The organism is Alkaliphilus oremlandii OhILAs (genome assembly GCF_000018325.1).
Lineage (GTDB): Bacteria > Bacillota > Clostridia > Peptostreptococcales > Natronincolaceae > Alkaliphilus_B > Alkaliphilus_B oremlandii.
Genome location: NC_009922.1, coordinates 419,088 through 443,730 on the forward strand (window position 1 = coordinate 419,088; position 24,643 = coordinate 443,730).

The 24,643-nt window shown below is 40.0% G+C and carries 25 protein-coding genes; 22 read left to right on the forward strand and 3 right to left on the reverse strand.

The features are described from left to right. The first annotated feature begins 20 nt into the window (after window positions 1–20). The 20 genes from CLOS_RS01910 (at window position 21) to speE (ending at window position 18,437) form a co-directional block, all read left to right on the forward strand. Window positions 21–1,376, forward strand: coding sequence for a UbiD family decarboxylase (locus tag CLOS_RS01910; protein ID WP_012158242.1), 1,356 nt, complete (start codon window positions 21–23; stop codon window positions 1,374–1,376). A 46-nt stretch (window positions 1,377–1,422) separates the two neighbouring features. Continuing rightward, window positions 1,423–1,689 carry a BMC domain-containing protein gene (locus tag CLOS_RS01915; RefSeq protein ID WP_012158243.1) on the forward strand — a complete coding sequence of 89 codons (267 nt, stop codon included), beginning with the start codon at window positions 1,423–1,425 and terminating at the stop codon, window positions 1,687–1,689. A gap of 24 nt (window positions 1,690–1,713) precedes the next feature. Next, window positions 1,714–2,022 carry a hypothetical protein gene (locus CLOS_RS01920; protein WP_041718906.1) on the forward strand — a complete coding sequence of 103 codons (309 nt, stop codon included), beginning with the start codon at window positions 1,714–1,716 and terminating at the stop codon, window positions 2,020–2,022. 12 nt (window positions 2,023–2,034) lie between these two features. Beyond that, on the forward strand, window positions 2,035–2,412 hold the full coding sequence (locus CLOS_RS01925) for a BMC domain-containing protein (RefSeq protein WP_012158245.1): 378 nt from the start codon (window positions 2,035–2,037) through the stop codon (window positions 2,410–2,412). Between the two features lie 3 nt (window positions 2,413–2,415). Beyond that, window positions 2,416–2,691, forward strand: a complete 276-nt coding sequence (locus CLOS_RS01930) for a BMC domain-containing protein (protein ID WP_012158246.1) — start codon at window positions 2,416–2,418, stop codon at window positions 2,689–2,691. A 32-nt stretch (window positions 2,692–2,723) separates the two neighbouring features. Next, a complete protein-coding gene (locus CLOS_RS01935) occupies window positions 2,724–3,143 on the forward strand; it encodes a hypothetical protein (protein WP_012158247.1) in 420 nt (139 codons plus the stop codon). Between the two features lie 31 nt (window positions 3,144–3,174). Next, window positions 3,175–3,465, forward strand: coding sequence for a EutN/CcmL family microcompartment protein (locus tag CLOS_RS01940; protein WP_012158248.1), 291 nt, complete (start codon window positions 3,175–3,177; stop codon window positions 3,463–3,465). Further along, window positions 3,462–5,270, forward strand: a complete 1,809-nt coding sequence (ade, locus tag CLOS_RS01945) for an adenine deaminase (protein WP_012158249.1) — start codon at window positions 3,462–3,464, stop codon at window positions 5,268–5,270. Before CLOS_RS01940 ends, ade (CLOS_RS01945) begins: the two co-directional genes overlap by 4 nt. Before the next feature lie 118 nt (window positions 5,271–5,388). After that, window positions 5,389–6,714: an NCS2 family permease gene (locus CLOS_RS01950; protein WP_012158250.1), complete on the forward strand. Its 1,326-nt coding sequence runs from the start codon at window positions 5,389–5,391 to the stop codon at window positions 6,712–6,714. Between the two features lie 194 nt (window positions 6,715–6,908). Beyond that, window positions 6,909–8,243, forward strand: coding sequence for a 5'-deoxyadenosine deaminase (locus CLOS_RS01955; protein ID WP_012158251.1), 1,335 nt, complete (start codon window positions 6,909–6,911; stop codon window positions 8,241–8,243). A gap of 153 nt (window positions 8,244–8,396) precedes the next feature. Then, a complete protein-coding gene (locus CLOS_RS01960; RefSeq protein WP_012158252.1) occupies window positions 8,397–9,284 on the forward strand; it encodes an FAD binding domain-containing protein in 888 nt (295 codons plus the stop codon). An 11-nt stretch (window positions 9,285–9,295) separates the two neighbouring features. After that, window positions 9,296–9,772, forward strand: coding sequence for a (2Fe-2S)-binding protein (locus tag CLOS_RS01965; protein ID WP_012158253.1), 477 nt, complete (start codon window positions 9,296–9,298; stop codon window positions 9,770–9,772). After that, window positions 9,769–11,025, forward strand: coding sequence for a xanthine dehydrogenase family protein molybdopterin-binding subunit (locus CLOS_RS16250; protein ID WP_012158254.1), 1,257 nt, complete (start codon window positions 9,769–9,771; stop codon window positions 11,023–11,025). Before CLOS_RS01965 ends, CLOS_RS16250 begins: the two co-directional genes overlap by 4 nt. Beyond that, a complete protein-coding gene (locus CLOS_RS16255) occupies window positions 11,025–12,011 on the forward strand; it encodes a xanthine dehydrogenase family protein molybdopterin-binding subunit (RefSeq protein WP_012158255.1) in 987 nt (328 codons plus the stop codon). The genes CLOS_RS16250 and CLOS_RS16255 overlap by 1 nt, the downstream gene beginning before the upstream one ends. Window positions 12,012–12,054: 43 nt before the next feature. After that, the gene (gene ade, locus CLOS_RS01980) at window positions 12,055–13,773 is read left to right on the forward strand and encodes an adenine deaminase (RefSeq protein WP_012158256.1); all 1,719 of its coding nucleotides are present in this window, start codon (window positions 12,055–12,057) and stop codon (window positions 13,771–13,773) included. A 50-nt stretch (window positions 13,774–13,823) separates the two neighbouring features. After that, window positions 13,824–14,636, forward strand: coding sequence for a selenium cofactor biosynthesis protein YqeC (gene yqeC / locus CLOS_RS01985; protein WP_012158257.1), 813 nt, complete (start codon window positions 13,824–13,826; stop codon window positions 14,634–14,636). Further along, the gene (locus CLOS_RS01990) at window positions 14,618–15,190 is read left to right on the forward strand and encodes a nucleotidyltransferase family protein (RefSeq protein WP_012158258.1); all 573 of its coding nucleotides are present in this window, start codon (window positions 14,618–14,620) and stop codon (window positions 15,188–15,190) included. Before yqeC ends, CLOS_RS01990 begins: the two co-directional genes overlap by 19 nt. Before the next feature lie 133 nt (window positions 15,191–15,323). Continuing rightward, window positions 15,324–16,109, forward strand: coding sequence for an adenosylmethionine decarboxylase (speD, locus tag CLOS_RS01995; RefSeq protein ID WP_330360309.1), 786 nt, complete (start codon window positions 15,324–15,326; stop codon window positions 16,107–16,109). Between the two features lie 18 nt (window positions 16,110–16,127). Continuing rightward, the gene (locus CLOS_RS02000) at window positions 16,128–17,582 is read left to right on the forward strand and encodes an aminotransferase class I/II-fold pyridoxal phosphate-dependent enzyme (protein WP_012158260.1); all 1,455 of its coding nucleotides are present in this window, start codon (window positions 16,128–16,130) and stop codon (window positions 17,580–17,582) included. Next, window positions 17,583–18,437: a polyamine aminopropyltransferase gene (gene speE, locus CLOS_RS02005; RefSeq protein WP_012158261.1), complete on the forward strand. Its 855-nt coding sequence runs from the start codon at window positions 17,583–17,585 to the stop codon at window positions 18,435–18,437. Window positions 18,438–18,575: 138 nt separating this feature from the next. Here the strand turns inward: speE and CLOS_RS02010 are convergent, their stop codons facing one another. After that, window positions 18,576–20,045, reverse strand: a complete 1,470-nt coding sequence (locus CLOS_RS02010; protein ID WP_012158262.1) for a methyl-accepting chemotaxis protein — start codon at window positions 20,043–20,045, stop codon at window positions 18,576–18,578. A gap of 268 nt (window positions 20,046–20,313) precedes the next feature. On the opposite strand from CLOS_RS02010, the gene CLOS_RS02015 reads away from it, so the two are divergent. Next, complete coding sequence (locus tag CLOS_RS02015; RefSeq protein ID WP_012158263.1) at window positions 20,314–20,730, forward strand: acyl-CoA thioesterase; 417 nt, start codon at window positions 20,314–20,316, stop codon at window positions 20,728–20,730. A 136-nt stretch (window positions 20,731–20,866) separates the two neighbouring features. Here the strand turns inward: CLOS_RS02015 and CLOS_RS02020 are convergent, their stop codons facing one another. Both CLOS_RS02020 and CLOS_RS02025 read right to left on the reverse strand, forming a co-directional pair. Then, the gene (locus tag CLOS_RS02020) at window positions 20,867–21,763 is read right to left on the reverse strand and encodes a DUF4349 domain-containing protein (protein ID WP_012158264.1); all 897 of its coding nucleotides are present in this window, start codon (window positions 21,761–21,763) and stop codon (window positions 20,867–20,869) included. 75 nt (window positions 21,764–21,838) lie between these two features. Continuing rightward, complete coding sequence (locus CLOS_RS02025) at window positions 21,839–22,534, reverse strand: response regulator transcription factor (RefSeq protein WP_012158265.1); 696 nt, start codon at window positions 22,532–22,534, stop codon at window positions 21,839–21,841. Between the two features lie 234 nt (window positions 22,535–22,768). On the opposite strand from CLOS_RS02025, the gene CLOS_RS02030 reads away from it, so the two are divergent. Next, a complete protein-coding gene (locus CLOS_RS02030; protein WP_012158266.1) occupies window positions 22,769–24,583 on the forward strand; it encodes a sensor histidine kinase in 1,815 nt (604 codons plus the stop codon). The last annotated feature ends 60 nt before the right edge of the window (window positions 24,584–24,643 follow it).

A 24,643-nucleotide genomic window follows, 5' to 3' on the forward strand; every position in this document is an offset into this window, starting at 1 on the left:
AAGAAGGAGGGACGGCGAAAATGGAGGAACAGATGTTAAGGGGTGCTTTAAAAAAGTTAGAGGATAGAGGACAGCTGCTTAAGTGCAACAGAGAAGTGGATCCTAAATTTGAGCTGGGTGCAGTTCTAAAACATTTCAATAATGAACAGCCTATATTATTTAACAAGATAAAGAATCACAGTATGCCAGTGATTGGTGCAATGTTTGGCAATCGTGATTTATACTATGAAATGCTGGGGGCGACGAGGAAAGATCGTATATTTAAAATGATGAATGCCATCGCCAATCCAAAGCCGACAAAACTGCTCTCAAAGGGTCCTGTAATGGAAAATATCATTTCTAGAAATATTGACTTGACTAAAATGTTTCCAGTTCCAACCTTTCACGGTGGTGATTCTTCCAGCTATATAACCGCAGGCATTGTAGCTTTAAAGGACCCAGAAACAGGACAGCGTCATATCTCGGTTCGCAGGCTCCAGATAAATGGGGGCAATGAAATGAGTATCTTGGTAGCATCCCCATTGGCAAAAGAGCAATTTGCCTTTATGGAAGCACAGAATAAGCCTTTGGAGGTAGCCATTATATTAGGGTACGATTACCATCTGCTTTTAGCTTCTCAAATAAGTGCAGCTACCTATGGCGTAGATAAATATGAGGTAGATTCAGCCCTTAGAGGGGAGGCTCTAGCGTTGGTAAAGTGTCAAAGCATCGATTTAGAGGTACCGGCCTATGCAGAGATTGTGCTAGAGGGGATTATGCCACCTCATAAACGGGTAGCGGAAGGCCCTTTTGGAGAATTGATGGGATATTACGGAGAGCGAGCAATGCACCCCATCGTTCAGGTGAAAACGGTGATGCATCGCCATCATCCTATTTTCCAGACCTCGTTTCCTTGTAGAGAGGAACATTTAGCAAATGGCCTCATTAGAGAGATCGAGCTGTACAGTATCTTAAAGAACTTAGTCGATGTAAAGGATGTCAATGTTACAGTATCCGGCGGATGTCGGTTTCATACCTTTATTTCCATTCATAAAAGGTTTGAAGGCGACGGGAAGACAGCCATTATAGGTGCTTTGGCAAGCAGCAAGGATGTGAAGCACGTGGTGGTCGTGGACGAAGATGTAGATATATATCGTCACGATGAGATAGAGTGGGCAATTGCAACGAGATTCCAAGCTTCCAAGGATATGGTAGTCGTTGAAGGGGCGTTGGGATCTGGATTGGAGCCATCTCATATTCAAAGGGGCGTAACGGATAAGGTGGGCATCGATGCTACAAAACCACTGGGAGAGGCTGGAAAGGGCTTCACAAGGGCCATCATCCCAGAATATGAAGAGATTGATATTCATAAGTATTTTCCTGAATTGAACGGATAGACCATAGTTCCCTAAAGGATGAAAATTTCGGCAAAGGTGGTAGTGAATGATGAAGCAGGCCTTAGGAATGATAGAAACTAGAAGCTTAGTCGCAGCCATTGAGGCAGCGGACACCATGGTGAAGTCTGCAGATGTTAAAATTGTAGATTTAAACTATGTAGGCTCTGGCATAATTTCTGTAATCGTTTCAGGAGAGGTGGCAGCAGTACAGGCAGCCGTTTCAAATGGAACAGAGGCAGTGAAAGGGATCGGCGAGATTATTTCCACAAATGTAATACCTCGGCCCCATGATGAAGTCAGTAAAATTCTATAATGAGCATAGGGGTGGTGATTGATATTGACGAATTTGTTGATTAAAAAAGTGATGGACAATATGGCGCGGCAATACAGAAAAGAAAACGGCATAAGCGATTCTATGTCAACTATGAATGAAATTTCGGGAAACATCAGCAAAGCGGAAGAGGCTTTACTAGTAAATATTATAAAGAACAAAGAGGAAAGCAGTGCGATGAAAAGCTGTACCGGTCAGAAGGTAAGCTTAGGGGAGCTTGCTACGTATCAGGAAAAGGATTCTGAAAGAAAGAAGAACGCGCCTTCTAAAATTTCTTTAGAGGAATTGGCTAAAAAACAATGTAAAACTAATTAAGGAGGTGGACCTGTGAAGGCAGCCTTAGGATTAATCGAAGCAATTGGATTGACTACTGCCATTACGGCCCTAGATGCGGCTAGTAAGGCGGCAGATATAAAGCTGGTGGGCTATGAAAAGGTGATTGGCGCTGGTAAAGCAGTCAGTGTCACCATACAGATCGCTGGAGATGTAGCCGCGGTAAAAGCCAGTGTGGATGCAGGGGTGGCGGCGGCGAATAAAATTGGTCAAGTTCTATCCTACCATGTGATTCCCCGACCTCACGAAGAGGTGGATTTACTGATTAAAGCCTTTGAAAAAAATTTAAAATCCAAGGATCAAAAATCTTTAGAAGGTATGGAAGAAAATAAGAAAAACAAGGATAAAAAAACGAAGAAAGAGGAGGAATAATTCATGAGTCAAGCATTAGGAATGGTAGAAACGAAGGGTTTGGTAGGGGCAGTCGAGGCAGCAGATGCCATGGTAAAGGCAGCCAATGTTACTTTAGTGGGATATGAAAAAATAGGCTTCGGCTTAGTCACTGTGATGGTAAGAGGCGATGTAGGTGCTGTAAAGGCAGCCACCGATGCCGGTGCTGAAGCAGCGAGAGCCGTTGGAGAGCTTCACTCGGTACATGTAATTCCAAGACCGCATTCAGAAGTTGAAAGAGTACTATTAAAGGGAGAATAATGAGAGGAACTCCTTAAGGGAGGGGGAAGATTATGAGCTCCTACAATAAAGCGAGAGGAATCATGGAGGAGTTGGGCTTAAGAGCAAAAAAGAGCACCAGTAAAAAGGTATTCGTTGTAGTTCTAGAAGGAACGGAAGCAGAATTCGATGAAATTCGAAGGCTGGGCGGTGTAGAATTAGACGATATGAGTGTTTTATCCAGATTGCCCAAGGTTTTAACAAATTTAGTCCGCAGCACTTATGCCAGTGATGTAAAATCCAGGGATAACGACGGATACGATAAATCCATCCAAAAGAATGTCTCCATCAGTACGGAGTCTGTAGTGACAGAAAGAGATGTGGCTCAGATGCCCGAGGAAGTTCAAGAGATTGTGCTCAAGGGCAGAGGCATCATCACCCCTTTGGCTAGAGATTTGGCACAGAAACGAGGCATTCGAATCAATAAAGCTTAAGACTAAATTCCAATCAGAGGGGGATGGCAACATGCATATAGGCAGAGTAATTGGAACCGTAGTAGCAACAAGAAAAGATGAACGATTAATCGGCTGTAAGCTAATGATTACACAGCCAGTGAACGTAGAGAGAGAGCCTATAGGGGAAGCGTTAATTACGGTGGATACCGTAGGTGCTGGTATTGGCGAGCTTGTGATTTATACCATGGGTACAGCCGCACGGTATGCAGCAGATAAATTACAGTCTCCCATCGATGCTTCCATTGTAGGAATTATAGACAATATGGATGTATACATAGGCAAGGAGGGCGATGATTCTTGAATGCATCAATGATCAAACAGGCTATGGAATATCGGCAGCTGGTGGATGTACTGATGTCCAATAAAGAGTTTGCGGATATTGTCCTAGCAGGTGGAAATGTAATCAATGTTTTAACGAGAGAGGTCTATAGCACCGATGTTGCCATCAAAGGAAAATATATTTTGCTGGTAGGGGACAGTAGGAATCTCATCGGTCCTGAAACCATCGTTGTTGATGTGACGGGTAGATTTATATCACCAGGATTCATCGACTCCCATATGCACTTTGAAAGCAGTATGCTGACCATTACAGAGTTTTCTAGACTGTCCATACCGTCCGGCACCACCACTTTGGTAGCAGATCCTCATGAAATAGGCAATGCACTAGGTCCCATCGGTATGAAAGCCATGGCCATGGAGGCTTCTACAGTTCCGAACCATGTATATTTGGTTGTGCCTGCATTAACACCGGATTGCCCTAGCTTGGAAACGGCAGGATACGATGTGACCTCAAAGGATATGGAGGAAATATTAAACTATCCAAATGTTATAGGCATTGGAGAGTTACAGGGCTTTAGCAATGCAAAGCATGTATACAACCATACACCGGAGATCATTACAGATTTAATTGCATCCACCATATATGCCAAAAGTATGGGTAAAGTGGTGGATGGCAATGCGCCAGAGCTTTTTGGTTCAGAATTGGCTGCCCATATCATCGCCACTGGCGGCAAATGCTCCTGCCATGAAACCACCACGAAAGCAGAATGTGTAGAGAAGCTTCGACAGGGTGTGTATGTATTCATGCGAGAAGGGTCCACCCAAAGAAATATGGCGGAGTGTATTCGGGCGGTTACAGAAGATGGGCTGGATTCCAGACGTTGTATCTTAGCAACAGACGATATGGTGGCAGAGGATCTGGAGAAGTTAGGTCATATGAATGAAATCGTAAAGCGTACCATTGCAGAGGGTGTGAATCCTATAGAGGCCATACAGATGGTTACCATTAATCCTGCCACTTATTTCGGACTAGAAGATGTTGGCGTATTGGCACCAGGAAAGCTGGCGGATATTGCCATCATTCAAGACCTTGAGAACATGGCAGTGGAAGCGGTTTTCTTAGAAGGAAAGCTGGTGGCATCGAAAGGGGAATTATTGATCGATCTACCGAAATATACCTATCCAGAAGAAGTAAAATCTTCTGTAAAAAGATTGCCGGTGGAGGAAGAGGACTTAAAAATATATGCAGAGGGAAGAGAAGCTGAGGTTCGATGTATTGAGCTGATTCCAGATCAAAACTTATCCGGTAGCCTAGAAGTGAAAGTAAAGGTTCAGAATGGTACGGTATTGTCAGATACGGCTCAGGATGTACTCCAGATCGTCTGTTTGGAGCGCTACGGACGAAATGGCAATATCGGTAAAGCCTTTGTAAAGGGATTTGGGCTGAAGGATGGTGCCTTTGCAGAAAGTGTTGCCCATGATACCCATAATATCATCGCCATGGGAACCAACCTAAAGGATATTGCAGAAGCGGTGAATCATGTGATTAAAATGAAGGGTGGCATTGCTGTAACCAAGGGCGGAAAGGTAATCGAAGAGCTGAGACTTCCAGTTGGCGGACTCATAACAGATGAACTGACAGGACCTGAAGTGAGTCGTAAAATTGCGAAGCTAGAAAGTGTAGTTCGAGAACAATTAGGCTGCAGAGTCCATGCGCCTTTCATGCATTTATCTTTCTTGGCTCTATCCACTAGCCCAAAATGGAAGATTACGGACAAAGGATTGATCGATGTGAATAATTTTGAAATTCTGCCGCCAGTGCTATAGATCGGTAGGGTAGGAAATAACAGGAAAGGAGAAAAATCAGTCATTCTGACAGCGAGGCGCGTGGAGATCTCCACAGACACAAATTAATATAATGATTCCTAAAAGGGAGGTTTAATTAATGAGTGTGAATACGAGTAAGGAAGCCAGTTTTCTAGAAAGGCAATTTAAGTTAAGTGTGCATAAAACCAATGTTAAAACAGAGGTTATTGCCGGTATTACAACCTTTATGACCATGGCCTATATTTTAATTGTAAACCCATTGATTCTATCCGATGCTGGAATGGATTTTGGTGCGGTATTTACTGCAACAGCCCTGTCAGCAGCCATTGCAACCTTTATGATGGCATTTTTAGCAAATCTTCCATTTGCATTAGCTCCTGGTATGGGACTGAATGCTTTCTTTGCTTACACCGTAGTAATAGGGATGGGGTATTCCTGGGAATTTGCTTTAACTGCAGTATTGTTTGAAGGGATAATATTTATTGGAATGTCCTTCTTTAATGTTAGGGAAGCAATCATCAATAGTATTCCGATGAACCTAAAGCATTCGGTTTCCGTTGGTATCGGACTATTTATCGCTTTTATTGGTCTTGCCAATGCTGGGGTCGTCGTGTCTGGAGGCGGGACCATCATTGGTTTAGGAGAAATTACTGCGCCGGCGCCAATCCTAGCTTTAATCGGTATCATTGTTACAGGATTTTTATTAGCAAAGGGAATCAAGGGTGCGCTGTTGCTGGGGATCGTTATTACGACCATTATCGGGATCCCCATGGGCGTTACCACATTGCCAGAGCAATTAAAATTTATCAGTATGCCACCAAGTCTATCGCCCATATTCTTTAAATTCGATTTTTCACAGATTTTTAGCCTTGATATGCTAATCGTTTTATTCTCCTTCCTGTTTGTGGATATCTTCGATACAGTAGGAACTTTGGTTGGCGTATCCTCCAAGGCAGATATGTTGGATAAGGAAGGAAGAGTTCCAAATGTAAAGCAAGCCTTATTATCTGACGCTGTAGGAACAACCATAGGGGCCTGTCTCGGAACCAGTACAGTAACGACTTTCGTAGAAAGTGCTGCTGGGGTTTCAGAAGGTGGAAGAACAGGATTAACTGCTTTAACAACAGCAGGAATGTTCGTCCTTGCTCTATTATTCTCACCATTATTTATCATGATACCAGGTGCAGCAACGGCACCGGCTCTAGTAATCGTCGGTCTGTTTATGATGTCACCGATTAAGAAAATAGAACTGGATGATGTTACAGAAGCAATCCCTGCATTTCTAACGATTATCATGATGCCTTTTGCATACAGTATCGCCGAAGGGATTGTATTCGGTATGGTTTCTTACGTTTTGATCAACGCTCTAACAGGAAAGTGGAAGAAGATTTCTCCTGTTATGTTGATTCTAGCAATCTTATTTGTCCTCAAATTTATCATCTAGAATTAAAGTGATTCAGCGGCAGCACAATTCTGATCCCTACCGACGAAAGGGAGTGATCAGAATTGTAGGCCCTGGACACAAGAAACTATTGGAATATGTAATATTAACAATAAAAAATAAGTATATAAGTGGATTATATATTTGTTTCTTATGGTTAAGTTACATCATAAAATTATTGAGTAAGGGGTGGGCATATGAGATTGTTGATTCAGAATGGTACCATAGTGACGATGAACGCAGGAAGAGAAATATTGAAGGGCGATCTATTAATTGAGGGAGATGAGATCAAAGAAGTCGGCGGTACAATTGATATCGAAGCAGATCATAGGATCGATGCAACAGGAAAAGTGGTAATACCAGGATTGATACAGACCCATATACATCTTACGCAAACCTTATACCGCGGTCAGGCAGACGATTTAGAGCTGTTAGATTGGCTCAAGAAAAGGGTGTGGCCTTTAGAAGGGTCTCACACTGCTGAATCCAACCATATATCGGCAAAGCTAGGCATTGCAGAGTTGATCAAGGGAGGAACTACATCCATTATCGATATGGAAGCGGTGCACCATACAGAACCAGCAATCGAAGCCATCTACGAAAGTTGCATCAGAGCCATGACGGGTAAATGCATGATGGATTATGGCGATGGTGTACCGAAGAGTATCATGGAAAATACAGAGGATTCCATCAAAGAGAGTTTAAGAATACTAAAAACTTGGCATGGGAAGGGAAATGGTAGAATTCAATACGCATTTGCACCACGCTTTGTGGTTTCTTGTACAGAGGAGCTTTTGATTAAAGTTCGAGACTTAGCCAAGGAATATGATGTGGCAGTCCATACCCATGCATCGGAAAATAGAGGAGAAATAGAGCTGGTGCAACAGGATCGCGGTATGAGAAACATCCAATATCTACATAAGCTAGGACTGACCGGAAAAAAATTGATTTTAGCTCATTGTATTTGGCTGGACGATGAAGAGATGCGGATCTTAGCGGATACAGGGACCCATATTGTTCATTGTCCCAGCTCCAATATGAAGCTGGCTTCGGGAATCGCCAAAATACCAGAGCTTTTGGAAATGGGTGCCAATGTTTCCATCGGCGCAGATGGAGCACCTTGCAACAACAATTTGGATATATTTAAAGAGATGAGTGCAGCGGCGCTGATTCAAAAGGCGAGACTGCTAAGTCCTACAGTGATGCCAGCACAGCAGGTTTTTGAAATGGCAACATTAGGTGGTGCAAAAGCATTGGGCATGGGCGATCGATTAGGAAGTTTAGAGAAGGGTAAAAAAGCAGATCTTGCTATTGTGAATTTGGATCAATTACACTCTACACCGAGCGTGGAAGTCGATATCGTTTCCCAGCTGGTCTATGCAGCAAAGGCATCCGACGTAGAAACGACGATTATCGATGGGAAGGTAGTGATGGAAAATAGAAAGCTGATCACCTTAAATGAAAAAACAATCAAAGAAGAAGCAAATCGCCTAATTAAACAACAAATCAGCTTAGCAGGGGTTCAAAAGTAAATTCTTTCACGGGTGTTTAACGTAAATCGGAGGGAAACCTTCTTTTTAAGCACTTGAAATTTTAAGCAGTTTTTAAAATTGAGTGCGACATAAAGTTTGTGAGCGGGAGCGAGCAAATTTTATTTTTTCTAAGGAAGTTAGGGGGGGACGAATTTGGTAGAAAAGGTAATAAAGGCAGAAGGTCTAGAGGAGGTATTGGACCTACTCCATCAACATAGGGCAGAAGCGAAACTGATCGCAGGGGGAACGGATATTATCATTCAGCTAAGAAATGGGAAGATAAAGCCAAAGGTATTGATTGATATTTCAGGTATCCAAGAACTGCGGTATATCAAAGAAAAGGACGGATTGATAGAAATTGGTGCAGGAACCACCTTCAGAGACTTGGAAGAAAGTTTTGATATAAAGAAGAAGCTGACAGGACTATGGAAGGCTGCAAAAATGGTAGGGTCCCCTCAGATTCGAGCTACTGCAACGGTAGGAGGGAATATTTGCAACGGATCTCCCGCTGCGGATATGGTGCCGCCCCTCCTTTCTCTAGAGGCGATCGCTACGATCCAAGGTTTGGAAAAGATCAGAGAAGTAAGTCTCAAGGATCTATTTGTTGGAAAAGGAAAAGTTGCTCTAGAGCCCGATGAAATCATGACCTCTGTAAGGTTTAAGACCCTTGAAGAAGGCTGTGGCTTTAGCTTTAGCAAGTTGGGTCTTAGAAAAGCTTTAGCGATTTCTAGAATCTGCACTGCTGTCATGGTTCAATTAGGTGAGGATGGCATGGTGGAGGATATTAGAATCTCCAATGGCTCCTTGGGAGAATATGGGCTTCGAGAAAAAACCGTAGAAGAATTCTATCTGCAAAAAAGAATCACGGAACAAACTATGGCAGAAGGTTTAAATATATTAAGAAATTCCATCCATGAGAGATTACATGGTAGGAGTAGCTTGCCATATAAAATTGAAGCCATCGAGGGAACCTTTATGGAAGCCATGAAGGATGCTGTGGCAATGGCACAGCGGGAAAGGCTATGTGCATGTTCGAACTAGGGGGGATTTAGGTGAAGGAAATCATTTTAAATGTGAACGGCGTCAATCATAGGATAGACATCCACGAGGAGGATCGGCTTATTGATGTTTTAAGAGAAAAACTATACCTTACAGGAACGAAAGAAGGCTGCGGCGAAGGGGAATGTGGTGCCTGTACGGTAATCATAGATGGCGAAACTGTAAATGCCTGTATGATCCTAGCCTTTCAAGGGGAAGGCAGAAAAATCATCACCATTGAAGGGTTGAATCGAAATGACGGGCTCCATCCAATACAACAGGCTTTCTTAGAGGAAGGAGCTGTGCAATGTGGCTTTTGTATTCCTGGCATGGTTCTTTCTGCAAAGGTTGTTTTAGATAAAAACCCTTCACCGAGTAGAGGTGAAATCAGAGAATCTATTTCTGGAAACCTCTGTAGGTGTACGGGATATAACAAGATTGTGGATGCCATAGAAAGAGCAAGTCGCCTTTTAAAGGAGGAAAGCTTATGAAAACCTTAGAGGTGGTGGGAAAGAGTATTATTCGAGTCGATGGTTTGTCCAAGGTGAAGGGAAGAGCCATCTATCCAGATGATATATTGATGGAAGGAATGTGCTATGGTAAAACCTTAAGATCCACGAAACCCCATGCCTATATAAAGGTGGATACAAGTAAAGCGGAGTCCATGGAAGGTGTCCTCAGAATATTTACGGCGAAGGATGTGCCTACCAATAGCCACGGCGTTTTGTTTAAGGACCATGAAGTATTTTGTAGTAAAAAGGTACGTAGAATAGGAGACCCCATTGCCCTCGTTGTGGCCACCAGCAAGAGAATTGCAGAGATGGCCATGGATCAAATAGCGGTGGTATACACGGAGATAGAGGCTGTATTCGACCCCATCACCGCCATGAAGGAGGATGCTCCAAAGGTCCATGATGTGGACAATATTGCGCACCATTGTAAAATTAGAAAAGGGAATGTGGAGGAAGGATTTAAAAAGTCTGTAGTCATTGTGGAGGACGAATACCGAAGTGCCATGGTGGATCATGCATTTTTACAGACGGAAGCGGGAGTCGCCTACATAGAGGATGGAAAGATCGTGGTCTGTGCGGCAACCCAGTATACCCATTTCGACCAAGAAGAAATAGCGGAAGCATTAAATGTACCGAAGGAAGATGTGAAGGTAATCAACCCAGCCGTCGGTGGCGCATTCGGTGGCAGAGAGGATTTAACTCTTCAAATTCATATTGCCCTTGCAGCAAAGGAGCTAAAAAGACCGGTTAAGATGGTGTATTCCAGAAGTGAATCCTTTGTTGCTCACTGTAAAAGACATCCCATGATCATGCGATATAAAACGGGGGCGGATCAAAATGGGATGCTACTAGCCATGGAGGCAGAAATTATTGCAGACACAGGTGCCTACGCATCTTGGGTAAATAATGTGGTAAGAAAGGCAACGACCCATGCTACTGGTCCCTATGAAATACCCAATGTGAAGGTGGACGGATACGGTGTATATACCAATAACCCGTTTGCAGGGGCCATGAGAGGATTTGGTGCAGCTCAAACACCAATTGCTCACGAGCTACAGATGGATAAACTGGCAGAGAAACTGAATATGGACCCAATTTCAATTCGGATTAAGAATGGCTTCCGTGTAGGCTCTATAACGGCCACGGGTCAGATTCTACATGAAAGTGTTCCTTTCATAAAATGTATGGAAGCTGTAGCCAAGTCTCTAAATATCTTGGGGGAGGTAGAGTGATGAAAAGGAGAGGAACTGGCATCGGCAGTATTATGTACGGTACGGGGTATGGCAACGGATTCCCAGATGTTTCAAAGGCGGTTGCAGAGCTTTGTATGGATGGCAGGGTAGCCATCTATGTGGGTGCTACAGAGGTTGGCCAAGGAGCAAAAACCATCATGAGCCAAATTCCGGCAGAAGCGTTGGGCATAGCAGTAGAAGATATTGTATTCATTTGCGAAGATTCTAGCATAACTCCAGACGCAGGAACGGCAGCAGCCAGCAGACAGACCTATAACACTGGAAATGCGATTAAAATTGCAGCGGAAAATTTAAGAGAGCAAATATTGGTGAAGTCCAAGGAAGCCTTAGGTCTGAATACGACGGTGGGCTTGGACATCAAGGGGGGCAGGGTTTTTATTAAAAGCTTCCCTAGTAAAACCATCACCCTAAAGGAATTAGGAGAGATGCTCAAGGCGCAGCCCCTTAGAGCAGAGGGACAATTTACCGCACAAACGACACAGATCGATACGGAGACTGGGCAAGGGGCGCCTTATTGGCCCTATACCTTTAGTGTTTACGGTATTGAAGTTGAAGTGGATACGAATACGGGTATTGTAGAGATCCTTCATGCCGTTTGCGCACAGGATGTGGGTAGAGCCATCAATCCTAGATTGATAGAAGGACAAATGGATGGGGGCTTTGCCATGGGTCTTGGTTACGCCATCTTTGAAGATTTAAACCTCCAAAAAGGAGCGATTCGAAATAATGCCTTCAGCAGCTATTTGATTCCTACCGCCATGGATGTTCCAGAGCTAGAGAAAATTATAATAGAGGACCCGGAGTCCACGGGACCATTTGGTGCAAAGGGCATTGGAGAACCTGTGATGCTCGGTGTTGCGCCGGCAATTTTAAATGCCATATACAATGCCACCGGTGTAAGAATCAACGAAATACCAGTGACCCCAGATATCGTTTTAAAGGCCTTGAAGGAAAAACCAATTTAGTGTGGTATAATACTATAAATTGCGATAGAGGGAGGTCGATGAAGTGAAGGAAGTAATTAAAAAGAGAATTGATATTGCTGCTGGAAGAATAAAGTCTAGTCTAGTGCTGAAAAATGGAAAAATCGTCAATGTTTTTTCCGGTGAAATCATAGATGGAGACATTGCTATAGAAGAAGGTACAATCGTTGGCATCGGTAAATATGAAGGTTTAGAAGAGATCGACTTAAAAGGAAAGTATGTCTCCCCCGGATTTATTGATGGCCACGTTCATATTGAATCTTCCATGGCAACGCCTTCGGAGTTTGCCAAGGCTATTATTCCTAGAGGAACCACAACGATCATTGCAGATCCCCATGAAATTGCCAATGTATGTGGTATGAGTGGAATCGAATACATCTTAGAATCCAGCAAGAATATACCACTGAACGTGTACGTAATGCTGCCATCCTGCGTGCCAGCCACTACCTTTGAAAATTCAGGAGCTATTTTAAAAGCGGAAGATTTGAAACAGCTAATTGACCATGAAAGCGTATTGGGATTAGGGGAGCTCATGGATTATCCAAATGTGATTCAAGGAGAAGACGGCATTCTCGATAAACTGGTCATGGCAGAGGGAAAGGTCATCGATGGCCACGGTCCAGTCATAAAAGATAAAGAATTGAATGCATACGTTGTATCGGGTATTAGAACGGAGCATGAATGCTCCACAGCAGAAGAAATGCTGGATCGATTGAGGCTGGGAATGTATATCTTAATCCGAGAAGGCTCTGCTGCCCGTAATCTAAAGGAACTAATAAAAGCAGTGAACCAAGACAATGTGGGAAGATGCCTTTTATGTGCAGATGATAAACATCCAGAGGATATCCTTTTAAACGGTCATATCGATCATAATATCCGATTGGCTGTGGAAGCAGGTATTTCTCCTGTGAATGCCATTCGAATGGCAACTCTGAACGCTGCGCAATGCTATGGTTTAAAAAACTTGGGTGCCATCGCACCGGGATACGATGCAGATATTGTAATTCTAGAGGATTTACAAAAATTTAAAGTAGATGCTGTATTTAAAAAAGGGAATTTGGTTGCAAAGGAGCATAAAGCTTTATTTACATTAACTCCAGAGGATCACTCCAAGGTTATGGATACTGTGAACATAAAATCTGTGGCAGAAGCAGATTTGAAAATAAAATTAAAATCCAATCAGGTTCATGTAATAAGATTGCTTCCCCATAGCCTGGTTACAAAAAAGGTTGTAAGGGAAGTTGAAATCGAGGATGGATTTTTTAAATATAGCGATCATACAGATATTTTAAAGTTAGCCGTAGTGGAAAGACATAAAGCTACTGGAAATATCGGTTTGGGATTCGTAGAGAACTTCAAGCTAAAGGGCGGCGCCATAGCATCCACCATCGGTCACGACTCCCATAATTTAATTGTAATCGGAGACAACGATGGGGATATTATAGCAGCCATTGAAGAAGTGGTAAAAGTAGGAGGTGGTATCACCATTGCAGCTGACGGTCAGATTCTGAAAACCCTAGAGCTTCCAATTGCTGGTCTCATGTCAAAGGAGCCAATTGAGAAAATCAACGGAGACTTGGGTGAGATGCTGGAAATTGCCTACGAAAAACTAGGCGTCAATAGAGAGATTGAGCCATTTATGACATTGGCATTTTTGGCCCTGCCAGTCATACCGGATGTAAAGCTAACGGATATGGGACTATTTGATGTTCAAAGCTTTCAATTTATAGATTTAGAGGCATAGAGCTTATAATCAATAGAAATACGAAGCCATTATATTTTAAGGAGCATAGTATGAAAATAAAAGAAGCTTTAAAATTAAATGATCCAATTTTAATTACATTCATTGGTGGTGGTGGAAAAACCACCACCCTTTTTCGTTTGGGAGAAGAGCTTTCAGCAGAAGAGCAGCCGATCCTCTTGACGACAACCACCAGTATATTGATGCCGCCACCCTCTGCCTACGATCTCGCCATCGTTACAGAAGATGTGGCAGAGGCTATACGTCAGGTAAGAAATAATGAAAACAAAGGAAGAATTTTATTGGGAAAAAATATTACGACAGAAAACAAGCTGAAGGGTTTTTTACCAGAGGAAATGGATAGAATCTATAAAGAGAATAGAGAAAGATGGTTCTTGGTGGAAGGTGATGGGTCCAACGGTAGAAGCTTAAAAATACCAGAAGACCACGAACCTCAAGTACCCTCCTTCAGCAGTATCACCGTAATCTTAATCGGTGCAGATATTCTGGGAAAGGAAATAAACAAGGAAAATGTCCACCGACACCATTTAATCCAACCTTTGACACAGAGAACACAGCAATATGTGGATAAAAGCTTAATTTTCGATTTAATTTCTCATCCCTTGGGGATAACAAAGGGAATTCCGGAGGACAGCAAGAAAGTGATCTTATTTAATAAAATATCCACCCAAGGGAAAGAATCCTTAGAAATCCTTAGAGGGTTGTCCGAAGAAATGATTAACGAAGGCAAAGACGCTCCCATACATCCCCAATGTAGGATTTCATCCATACTCTTAGGTGAAGTGCAAGATAAGGAACCCATTATAGAAATTGTAGGTGAGGATAGATGGTCGGCATTATTTTAGGAGCGGGCTATGCTAGAAGAATGGGAAAGGATAAACTGCTGCTACCTTTTAAGGAGACAACCATCATAGAAACCATCATAAAAGAAGGGGTAGCATCGGAGCTGGAAAGAATTTATCTGGTTTGTAGAGACAACCAAGTAAAGGAAATCGCTAAAAAATACCCAATTCATGTGATCATCAATGAAAATGCAGGGGAAGGTCAGAGCACTTCCATTGTGAAAGCTATGGAAGCAGTAGGCGATATAGTACCCAGCTATATGTTTTTAATGGGAGATCAGCCCCTCATCAGCAAAGATTTTATCAATAGCATGATGGATTTTTACAGGCAAAATCACGCTTCCATCCTTGTGCCTGTATACAATGGAAAACCAGGGACACCAACCATATTTTCTAATCGATGGCAGGAGCATCTGTTGAAGCTGAAAGGGGATGAAGGAGGAAGAAGCATCATCAGAGCTCACCCTAAAGAAGTGCAGTTATACCCTGTAGAGAATGGGATTCTAGGGAAAGATGTTGATTCTTTAGAGCAGTATATTGAAATCCTAAATCTATGAAAATACAAGACGCCATTCATTCCCAAATATATTTTAGAATATCGATTGTATTTTAATTTAAAACATGCTACAATAAACCGAATTTCAATATTAATGAAAGGTTGTGATGTTAGGGTTGGAAAAAAAGCTGACTTTGTATGGCTTTAATAACCTCACAAAAACACTTAGCTTCAACATCTATGATGTTTGCTATGCAAAAAGTGAGAAAGCACAAAAAGCATATATCGAGTATATTGATGAACAATATAACTCAGAGAGACTGACAAAAATCTTATGTGATGTGACTGAAATGATTGGGGCTCATGTTCTCAACATTTCGAAACAAGATTATGAACCGCAGGGAGCTTCCGTTAACATTTTGATTACGGAAGAGGCTTTACCGCTTCACTTAATTGATGAATCTTGTAACAAAGGAGAAGGTATTGCAGCACAACGTGATACAATTCATGCTCATTTGGATAAAAGTCACGTTACAGTGCACACCTATCCAGAATATCATCCGGATAATGCTATTTCTACTTTTCGCGTAGATATTGATGTATCTACTTGTGGCATGATTTCGCCACTGAATGCATTGGATTATTTAATTGGTAGTTTTGATTCAGACATTATTACAATAGACTATCGGGTTAGAGGATTTACACGGGATGTTGAAGGGAAGAAGTTTTATATCGACCATAACATTACATCGATCCAAGATTATATAGACGATGAGACACTAAAAAAATATGATGCAATTGATGTGAACGTCTATCAATCCAACATTTTTCATACCAAAATGCTCATTAAGGAAATAGAGCTACAGAATTATCTTTTTAATAAGGACGTCAATGAGTTGCTTCCGAAACAAAGGCTGGAAATTACAAATAACCTTCGTAAAGAGATGATCGAAATATTTAGTGGAATGAATATTTATTAGGTATGGAGGTGTTTGGATATGAAAAAGCTTTCACAGGATAAGGCTCCGATATATGAAGCACTGGTAAAGCATAAATCAAATAGGGTGGTACCCTTTGACGTACCAGGACATAAGGGAGGCAGAGGCAATAAAGAATTGACGGAATTCTTGGGACAAGACTGTCTCAAGGTGGATGTTAACTCCATGAAGCCTTTGGATAACCTTTGCCACCCCACATCGGTAATACGAGAGGCCGAAGTACTGGCTGCTGAAGCCTTTGGCGCAGCCGATGCATTTTTTATTGTCAATGGAACTACGGCTGCGGTACAAGCTATGATTATGTCCACCTGCAAGGCAGGCGATAAGGTCATTATGCCGAGAAATGTTCATAGAAGTGCCATCAACGCACTGGTTGTATGTGGTGCAGTTCCTGTATATGTAAACCCTGGGGTTGAAAAGAATATAGGAATCCCTTTGGGGATGTCCGTACAGGATGTAGAGAAAGCCATTTTGGAAAATAAAGATGCCAAAGCCATCCTTGTGAACAATCCAACGTACTATGGCATTTGCTCCGATCTAAAAGCAATTGTAGCGTTGGCACACAAACACAATATGTTGGCTTTAGTAGATGAAGCCCATGGCACACATTTTTATTTTGGCGAAAATATGCCTCTATCGGCTATGGCAGCAAATGCAGATATGGCAGCCATCAGCATGCATAAAACAGGGGGCTCCCTGACACAGAGCTCATTTTTAGTTTGTGGAAAAAATATGGATGCTAGCTATGTAAGACAAATCATCAACTTAACGCAGACCACAAGTGGCTCCTACCTATTGCTGTCTTCCTTAGACCTTGCTAGAAAAAACCTAGCCCTCAATGGGAAGGAAATATTTAAACAGGCAGATGACCTTGCAAATTACGCAAGGGAAGAAATCAACAAGCTTGGAGGCTACAATGCCTTCTCAAAGGAACTCATCAATGGAGATACGGTATTTGATTTTGACACGACGAAGCTATCGATTCATACAAGGGATATTGGACTTGCCGGAATTGAAGTCTACGATATCCTAAGAGATGAATATGGAATTCAGATTGAATTTGGTGACATTGGCAATATTCTAGCGATTATTTCTGCGGGGGATCGAATGTTGGAAATCGAAAGACTGGTTTCAGCATTATATGAAATTAAAAGAAGATATTCAAAGGACAAGACAGGAATGTTCGACCATGAATATATTAACCCTGAAGTTGTATTAGCACCACAGAAAGCCTTTTACAGCAGCAAGAAATCAGTACCGATTGCTGAAAGCTCTGGTAAAATTAGTGGAGAATTTGTTATGTGCTATCCACCAGGCATTCCGATTTTAGCGCCGGGAGAAAGAATTACGGATGAAATTGTGAACTATATTTCCTATGCAAAGGAAAAAGGGTGCTTAGTAACAGGACCAAAGGATATGGATATCCTAAATATTAATGTAGTGGAGGAATGTTAAATGGAATTATGGTATACAGAACAGCATACAGAGGACGTTCGCTTTTCAATCAAAGTGGACAACCAATTATATAGCGGTCAAAGTGAATTTCAAAGAATTGATGTTTTTGAATCTAAGGAATTTGGCAAATTTTTTACATTAGATGGATTGATGATGGTAACTGAAAAGGACGAATTTATCTATCACGATATGATTACCCATATTCCAATGGCAACAAATCCAAAGATTAAAAATGTCCTGGTGATTGGTGCTGGTGATGGCGGTACTGTACGTGAACTAACACGATATGAAACCATAGAAAATATTGATATGGTGGAAATCGACAAACTTGTGGTAGATATTTGTAAGGAATACCTTCCACAAACAGCTTCTAAGCTGGAGGATCCAAGAGTTCATATTTATTATGAAGATGGACTAAAATTCGTTCGTACAAAAGAAAATGAATACGATTTGATCATTGTAGATTCTACAGATCCTTTTGGACCAGGTGAAGGTCTTTTTACGAAAGAGTTCTATGGGAACTGCTTTAAAGCATTGAAGGAAGACGGTATTTTAGTGAACCAACATGAGAGTCCGTATTATGCTTCCTATGCAAAATCCATGAAGAGAGCTCATAAGAGAATCAAAGAGTTTTTCCCGATTTGCAAGGTATATCAAGCCCATATTCCGACTTATCCTTCTGGACATTGGTTATTTGGATTTGCATCCAAAAAATACGATCCGATTGAAGATTTAAATTCAGAAGCTTGGAATGCTTTAGGACTTCAAACAAAATATTATAATACAGACCTTCATATGGGATGCTTTGCGCTGCCAAACTACGTTAAGGAACTGTTAGAAAAAGAAGAAGAGTAAGATTCAGTTTACAGAAGAATATTATGAAGCTACGAGATTGATATTATAAAAATGTCATGAAAAGGGAGTGAAATGTAATGAAAAAGTTGTCAAGACAATTTCGTTACATTTCACTCCTATTTTGTTACAGTAGAGGATCTAAAAGATCCGAATATTTTCTTTTGTAAGCTGTTCAATATTCTTATGAATTTTATCTAATAATTCCAATATCTGTGAAGAAAGATTTTTAGCTTCTTCATAATATCGATGAGCATCCGCAGTATCATTTCCTTTCACAGCGGCAATTACTTTGTCTCCTAAGCTATGAAACTCATGGTGAATCGATTCAATTTGCTTCCAATCGCTTTTGAGCTTTGGATGTTCTACATCAACTGCATGATAGAAATGGCCGAAGGCACATTTTTTAGAATTGGTTTGTAGAGGGTATAGCTGCATTTCAGTAACAATTTTATGAAGCGTAACCACCCAATCTTTATGAGAAGCCATGGCTTTTTCAATCACTTCCTGTAATTCATAATTTTTAATGGCATTATTGCTACCTTTGAGTCCGTCCAACATGGAGGTAACCATGGTGGAGAGCTGATCATCAATTTTAGAGATTTGTTTAGAAAATTCAATACTTTTTGCAGCATCTTCGTAGATGCTTTGGGTCATATAGGTCAGCTTTTCAGCATCCGCACTGGAGGCTTCCATAGCTTGATTGATTTCATTCGTTGAAAATGTAATATGCTCCATATGTCTATGAACATTCTCTACATCGACTACTACATTTTTAAGCATATTCACATTTTCTCCAATGGTGTTAGAAACCAATTCGATTTTATCGCTGATTTCCTCTGTTGATTTCAATGTGCTTTGCAAGCTTTCCATGCCTTCGTTGGCAGCAGTGTGGATACTATTGACGAATTGCTTCATTCCTACTAGATTTTGTTTCGTATCATCAGCCAGCTTCCTCGTTTCATCTGCTACCACTGCAAACCCTCGACCGTGTTCTCCTGCTCTTGCAGCTTCGATTGCCGAATTTAAAGCCAATAAATTGGTTTGCTCCGCAATGCCTTGAACACTATCCACGATTTTACCGACTTCAGTGGCAAGGTGCACCAATAGCTGAATTTTTTCATTCATGACCTCTGTATCATGGGTAACTTGATCCTTCAGAGACTTTACGTGCTCTAGCAATTGGATGCTTTCATCATTTTTTTTAGTTAGAGATTGAGAATCACGGGCTAGTTGATGCAAGGTTTTTGATGTGATATCTATGTATTCATTCACTTCATTCATACTAGCGGTTGTTTCTTCTATTAAAGCTGAATTCGATTGGCTTACAGATGCCATTTCCTCCGAAAAATCGATTAATTGCTGGGAAATATGGGACATCCCCACATCGAAAGAGCTTAAGGAGCTTGCGATATCCAGTACTTCTTTGGCTACGTTAGACATTTTGGCTTCATTTGATAACAGTTGCTCAAAGGTACTGAGAATTTGGGTGTGTAGCGGATAATCTACACTAGGTGCTTCGGTAACAATACCTGCCAATGTATTATTTACGTAGGAAAGAATACATTCTGCTTCGTGGCAGGGTGCTTTACGAAAAGGATTTTGTAACATGAACTTTCAACTCCCTCTAAGATAATTTACAAATATCTACACAATACGACGTATCGTTCTTCATAAATAAATAATATATCATATCCAGCAATAAGTACACAAGGGAATGCGGATGCTCTATAGAAATATATGATATAAAAATATATTTCATAAGAAGGCATTATAGACAGAAGGAAAGCTAGAACTAAATATTACGTAATTTTCATAATATTTTGTCTAAAAGTATGATACGATGGTAGATGAAAAAGCTTAAGGAGTGGTACGTCATATGAAAAAGATCCATGCTTCACGTTTAGTTAAATCAGAAGATTTGAATCATCACGGAACCTTATTTGCAGGGAGAATGGCAGAGTGGTTCGTTGAAAATTGTTTTATATGCGGTGCTATGGAAACTGAAAAACCTGAAAACATCGTATGTGTAAAAGTTCATGGTTTATCTTTTGGAAGCCCTGTACAAAAAGGAAGTATTATCAATATGAAAAGCTATATTGCAAAAGTGGGTAGAACCAGCTTTACGGTTTATGGGAAGGTGACGAAAAACAACGCAAAGGATACCGTATCTGATGGATTCATATCCTTTGTATTTGTAGATAGCAATGGGAAGCCAATACCCCACAGTATTGTACTGGACGAAGCTGCAGATCCAGAAGAAATTGAAATAAGAGAAAAGGCTTTAAATCTTTAAAGGGTTAAAGACGCCCAAAATACATAAATAAAAAGGATGGGCTAGAATATAGCCCATCCTTTTTATTTAAAAGGTTCTAATATATAAAGGTTCTGGAGATCGAATATCTTGGTACATTCATTCTCTCAAAATATATTTATTCTCGATTGCTGTTGTTTTTCTTTTGGATGACTTTATAAGCAATAAAGGCGAAAGGAGCAATCAGAAATAGATACGGTAGAACAAATATCGCACTAATAATAAACTGTTCTATTCCTATTTTAAAGAAATAGAGTGAATCCTTCCATGCGTTGGCAAGCTTTGTAGCAAAGCTGGTTTCCTTCGTAACACCATTTGTAAGCTTTTCAACCTCAGAAATATTCAGCGATACTGTACTGTAAGAAACTTGATCATCCATGTCTAAAATACTTTTTGTCAGGTCTTCCTTTTGATAGATAATGTCGCTTAATTGATTCTCTATGGCAATAACATCTTCTATTTTGTCTGCCTTTTCTAATAAAGCGAGAATTCTTTCTTCCTTAATCTTTAGTACATTCAGCCTGCTTTCCGTATCGTAGTATTGCTTTGTAATATCTTGTTTCGATGTATTTTGAGAAACCAAATTGCCAATACCTTGTGTATCCTTCATAAAAGGCTCCACATTTTCTTTCGGAATCCTTACAGTGTATTGACCGTTTTTCAGGATTTTATCGCCTACATGGTGATTGGAGTAAATGTTTGAATTCTCTACAAACCCGTTGTATTTGCTGATAAGCTGCCCCAATTGATTCGTTGTGGCTTCAAATTCGAGGGTTTCTAAAGTGAGATAAACATTGGTGATCACCTTTTCTGGTTCTAGACTACTTCTCTTTGCGTCACCATCCAATTTCAACATTTCTGAGTGGGAAGATGATTCAGCCAAATCCATATTTGGAGCCATATCTCGTGAAAATTCTGTGCTTTTTGCAGAGCAGCCCATGTTGAATAAAAATAATAAAAGAATCATCCCCAAAATGCCCAGTTTAGGCAATCCAATAAACCTTTTAATCTTCATACCATGCACCCCTTTATTAAATAGATACTACTTAGACGATGCGTTGTAACATTTAGTTCCACAGGAGGTCTTTTTTCAAGCAATAAACTTATAGCCGATTCCCCAGACTGTGACAATATGTTTTGGAGATTTAACATTGTCTTCTAGCTTTTTTCGTAGTTGATGAATATAAACCATAATGGCATTGTCATCTATAATCGAATTATTCCAGATATTTTCGTAAAGCTGTTCTTTGGTAAAAACCTGCCCAGGGTTTTCCATAAAAAACTTAATCAATAAATTTTCTTTCGAGGATAACTCAATGAATTCATTATTTTTATATAATTTATATGTTTTTAAATCAAATTTAAAGGGACCTTCCATAATATAATTGGATGATCTCGTTTTTTCTGCAACATATTCTCTGGAGGTTCTTAACTGAGCTTTTACATGAGCACATAGAATGGCTGGACTGAAGGGCTTCGTTATATAATTAGTTGCACCGAGACCTAAGCCTAAAATCTGGTCATGATCTTCACATCTGCCACTCACGAATATAATGGGTGTCTTAATTCCTAGAACTTTAATCTCTTGAATTAATTCAAAGCCGTCCTCATCGCCTAAGACAACATCTAAGATAATTAAATCAAAGGTGTTATTTCTTAATCGCTCAAGTGCCTCTTCTCCATTTGAAGCTTCTTCAATTAAGTAGTTTTCATTTATTAAGCTTCTTCTGACAAGTTTTCGGATAGATTCTTCATCATCAATTATAAGGATTTTTTCTTTGGCCATAGGTATTCTCCTCAGTCTTCATTATTCAGAAATAAATGGATATGGTATATTGGATGTTTTAACTAAAGGGTTGATCGTAAACAGAAAGTTCATGGAATTATAGTCCTGTTCATGTAGTAACTTTAAATCCATCTGTTATAATAAATATAACAAAATTTATTCATAACTTCAATGATCTGAGTATTTCACCGAGAGGGGGAGACGATTATTAAGCTGAGCCATGAATCTAAGAAAATGATATTCAGCATATTTTTATGTTTGATATTAGTAACTGTCATAGTTTTAATCGGATATAATAACTTTCAAAATCATAAGGAGACGATTATTCGACAGCAACAGGAACACTTATTAACCATAGCAAAATCCATTTCTAGAAGCTTTGATGTATTCCTGAACTATAAAATGAACAATTTATCGATGCTATCTAAAGATGAAGTGGTCTTAAAGGCGTTTAAGATGAACAATGAAGGTGGACTTTATAATCAACATGAAGACGTTTTAAAAAGTTTTTTTGAAAAATACAGGGAGGAAATGGATGGCGTAGCCCTATTGAATAAGGAGGGAACCCTCATATATGGGTATCCATCCGTAGACGCCATTCAAGAAGCATCTATAGAAATGTCTACTATCAATAATGTTTTAAATAGCAAGCAAGTGCATATAAGCAAAGAATATTTATCTAAGCCGAACCAATTTTCAATTGACATCATACAGCCCGTCATAGAAAAGGATGAGGTAATAGGGCTTATTATGAATACTATTAATTTAAATAAGATATATAAGGTTTTAATAGACCTTGTACAGCCAGGTGAAAAAGGATACTCCATGGTAAAAAATAGAGAAGGCTTTATTGTCATGCATCCTGTCATAAATCAAGTAGGTATTGAATCAATCAAAGTGAGAAAAGAAAAATTTCCGCAGCTGGATTGGAGTGAGCTGGAAGAGTTGAATAGGAGGCAGGTGGAATACGGTGAAGGGTATTTTGTTTATAATTCTAAATGGTGGCAAGATGATGAAGGAAGTTTAACTAAAAAAATAAATTCCTATACTACCTTTAAACAAGGGGATATTGCTTGGATTATATCTGTTCAAATGGATTACAAAGAAGTTGAAAAGCCTATTAAAGGGGCACTGATTAACATATTGCTAATTTCTTTACTGATTATTTTTATAATCGTAGGTGGATTCTATATATTTTTCAAGGTAGATAAGAAGAGAAGAGAGCTACAAATTGAGACGAAATATTTAAAAGAATTAAATAAAACATGGGAAGAATTAATCAAAAGTGAATCCAGGTTAAGACATTCTCAAAAACTTCAAACCATTGGTGTTTTAACCAGTGGTATAGCACACGAATTTAATAATTTATTATCTCCTATATTGGGCTATTCCGAAATTCTATTAGGACAGATAGAAGAACATCACCCCATATATGAAGATCTGTTAGAAATAAATAAAAGCTCTTTGGCTGCGAAGGAAATCGCAAAGCAGATTTTAAGATTTAGCAAAGAGGATGGGAGTTCCCCTGAATTTACCTATTTAGAGTCCAGTTCAGTTATAAGAGAAAGTATTCATCTCATTCGATCCATTTTGCCAAAACGTATTCAAATAGTAGAGTGTATAAATAGCAGTCAAATTTTATATGGAAATTCAGTTCAAATTCAGCAGGTATTAATCAACTTATATACAAACGCATACCATGCAATGAGGGAGAAGGGTGGCACATTGGAAATTGCAAGTGAAGATGTATGTATAAGTAAAGAGGATGGTGAGAAACTAAATTTACATGAGGGAAACTATATAAAAATTCAAGTGAAAGATCATGGCGTTGGTATGGATGAGAAAACCTTGGAAAAAATATTCGAACACTTCTTTACAACAAAGGGAAATGAAGAAGGTACAGGTTTAGGTTTAGCCGTTGTAAAGAGTATTGTGCAGAATCATAAAGGACAAATCGTTGTAAAAAGTCAAGTGGGGATTGGAACTGTAGTGGAGGTATATTTCAAAGCCGTAGATAAAAATTATATGGAAATTCTTAAAGAATTTTAAGAACTTCTAAGAATTGCTTAAGATTTGTATATTATACTTTATTTTAGGTTCGTTAAATAT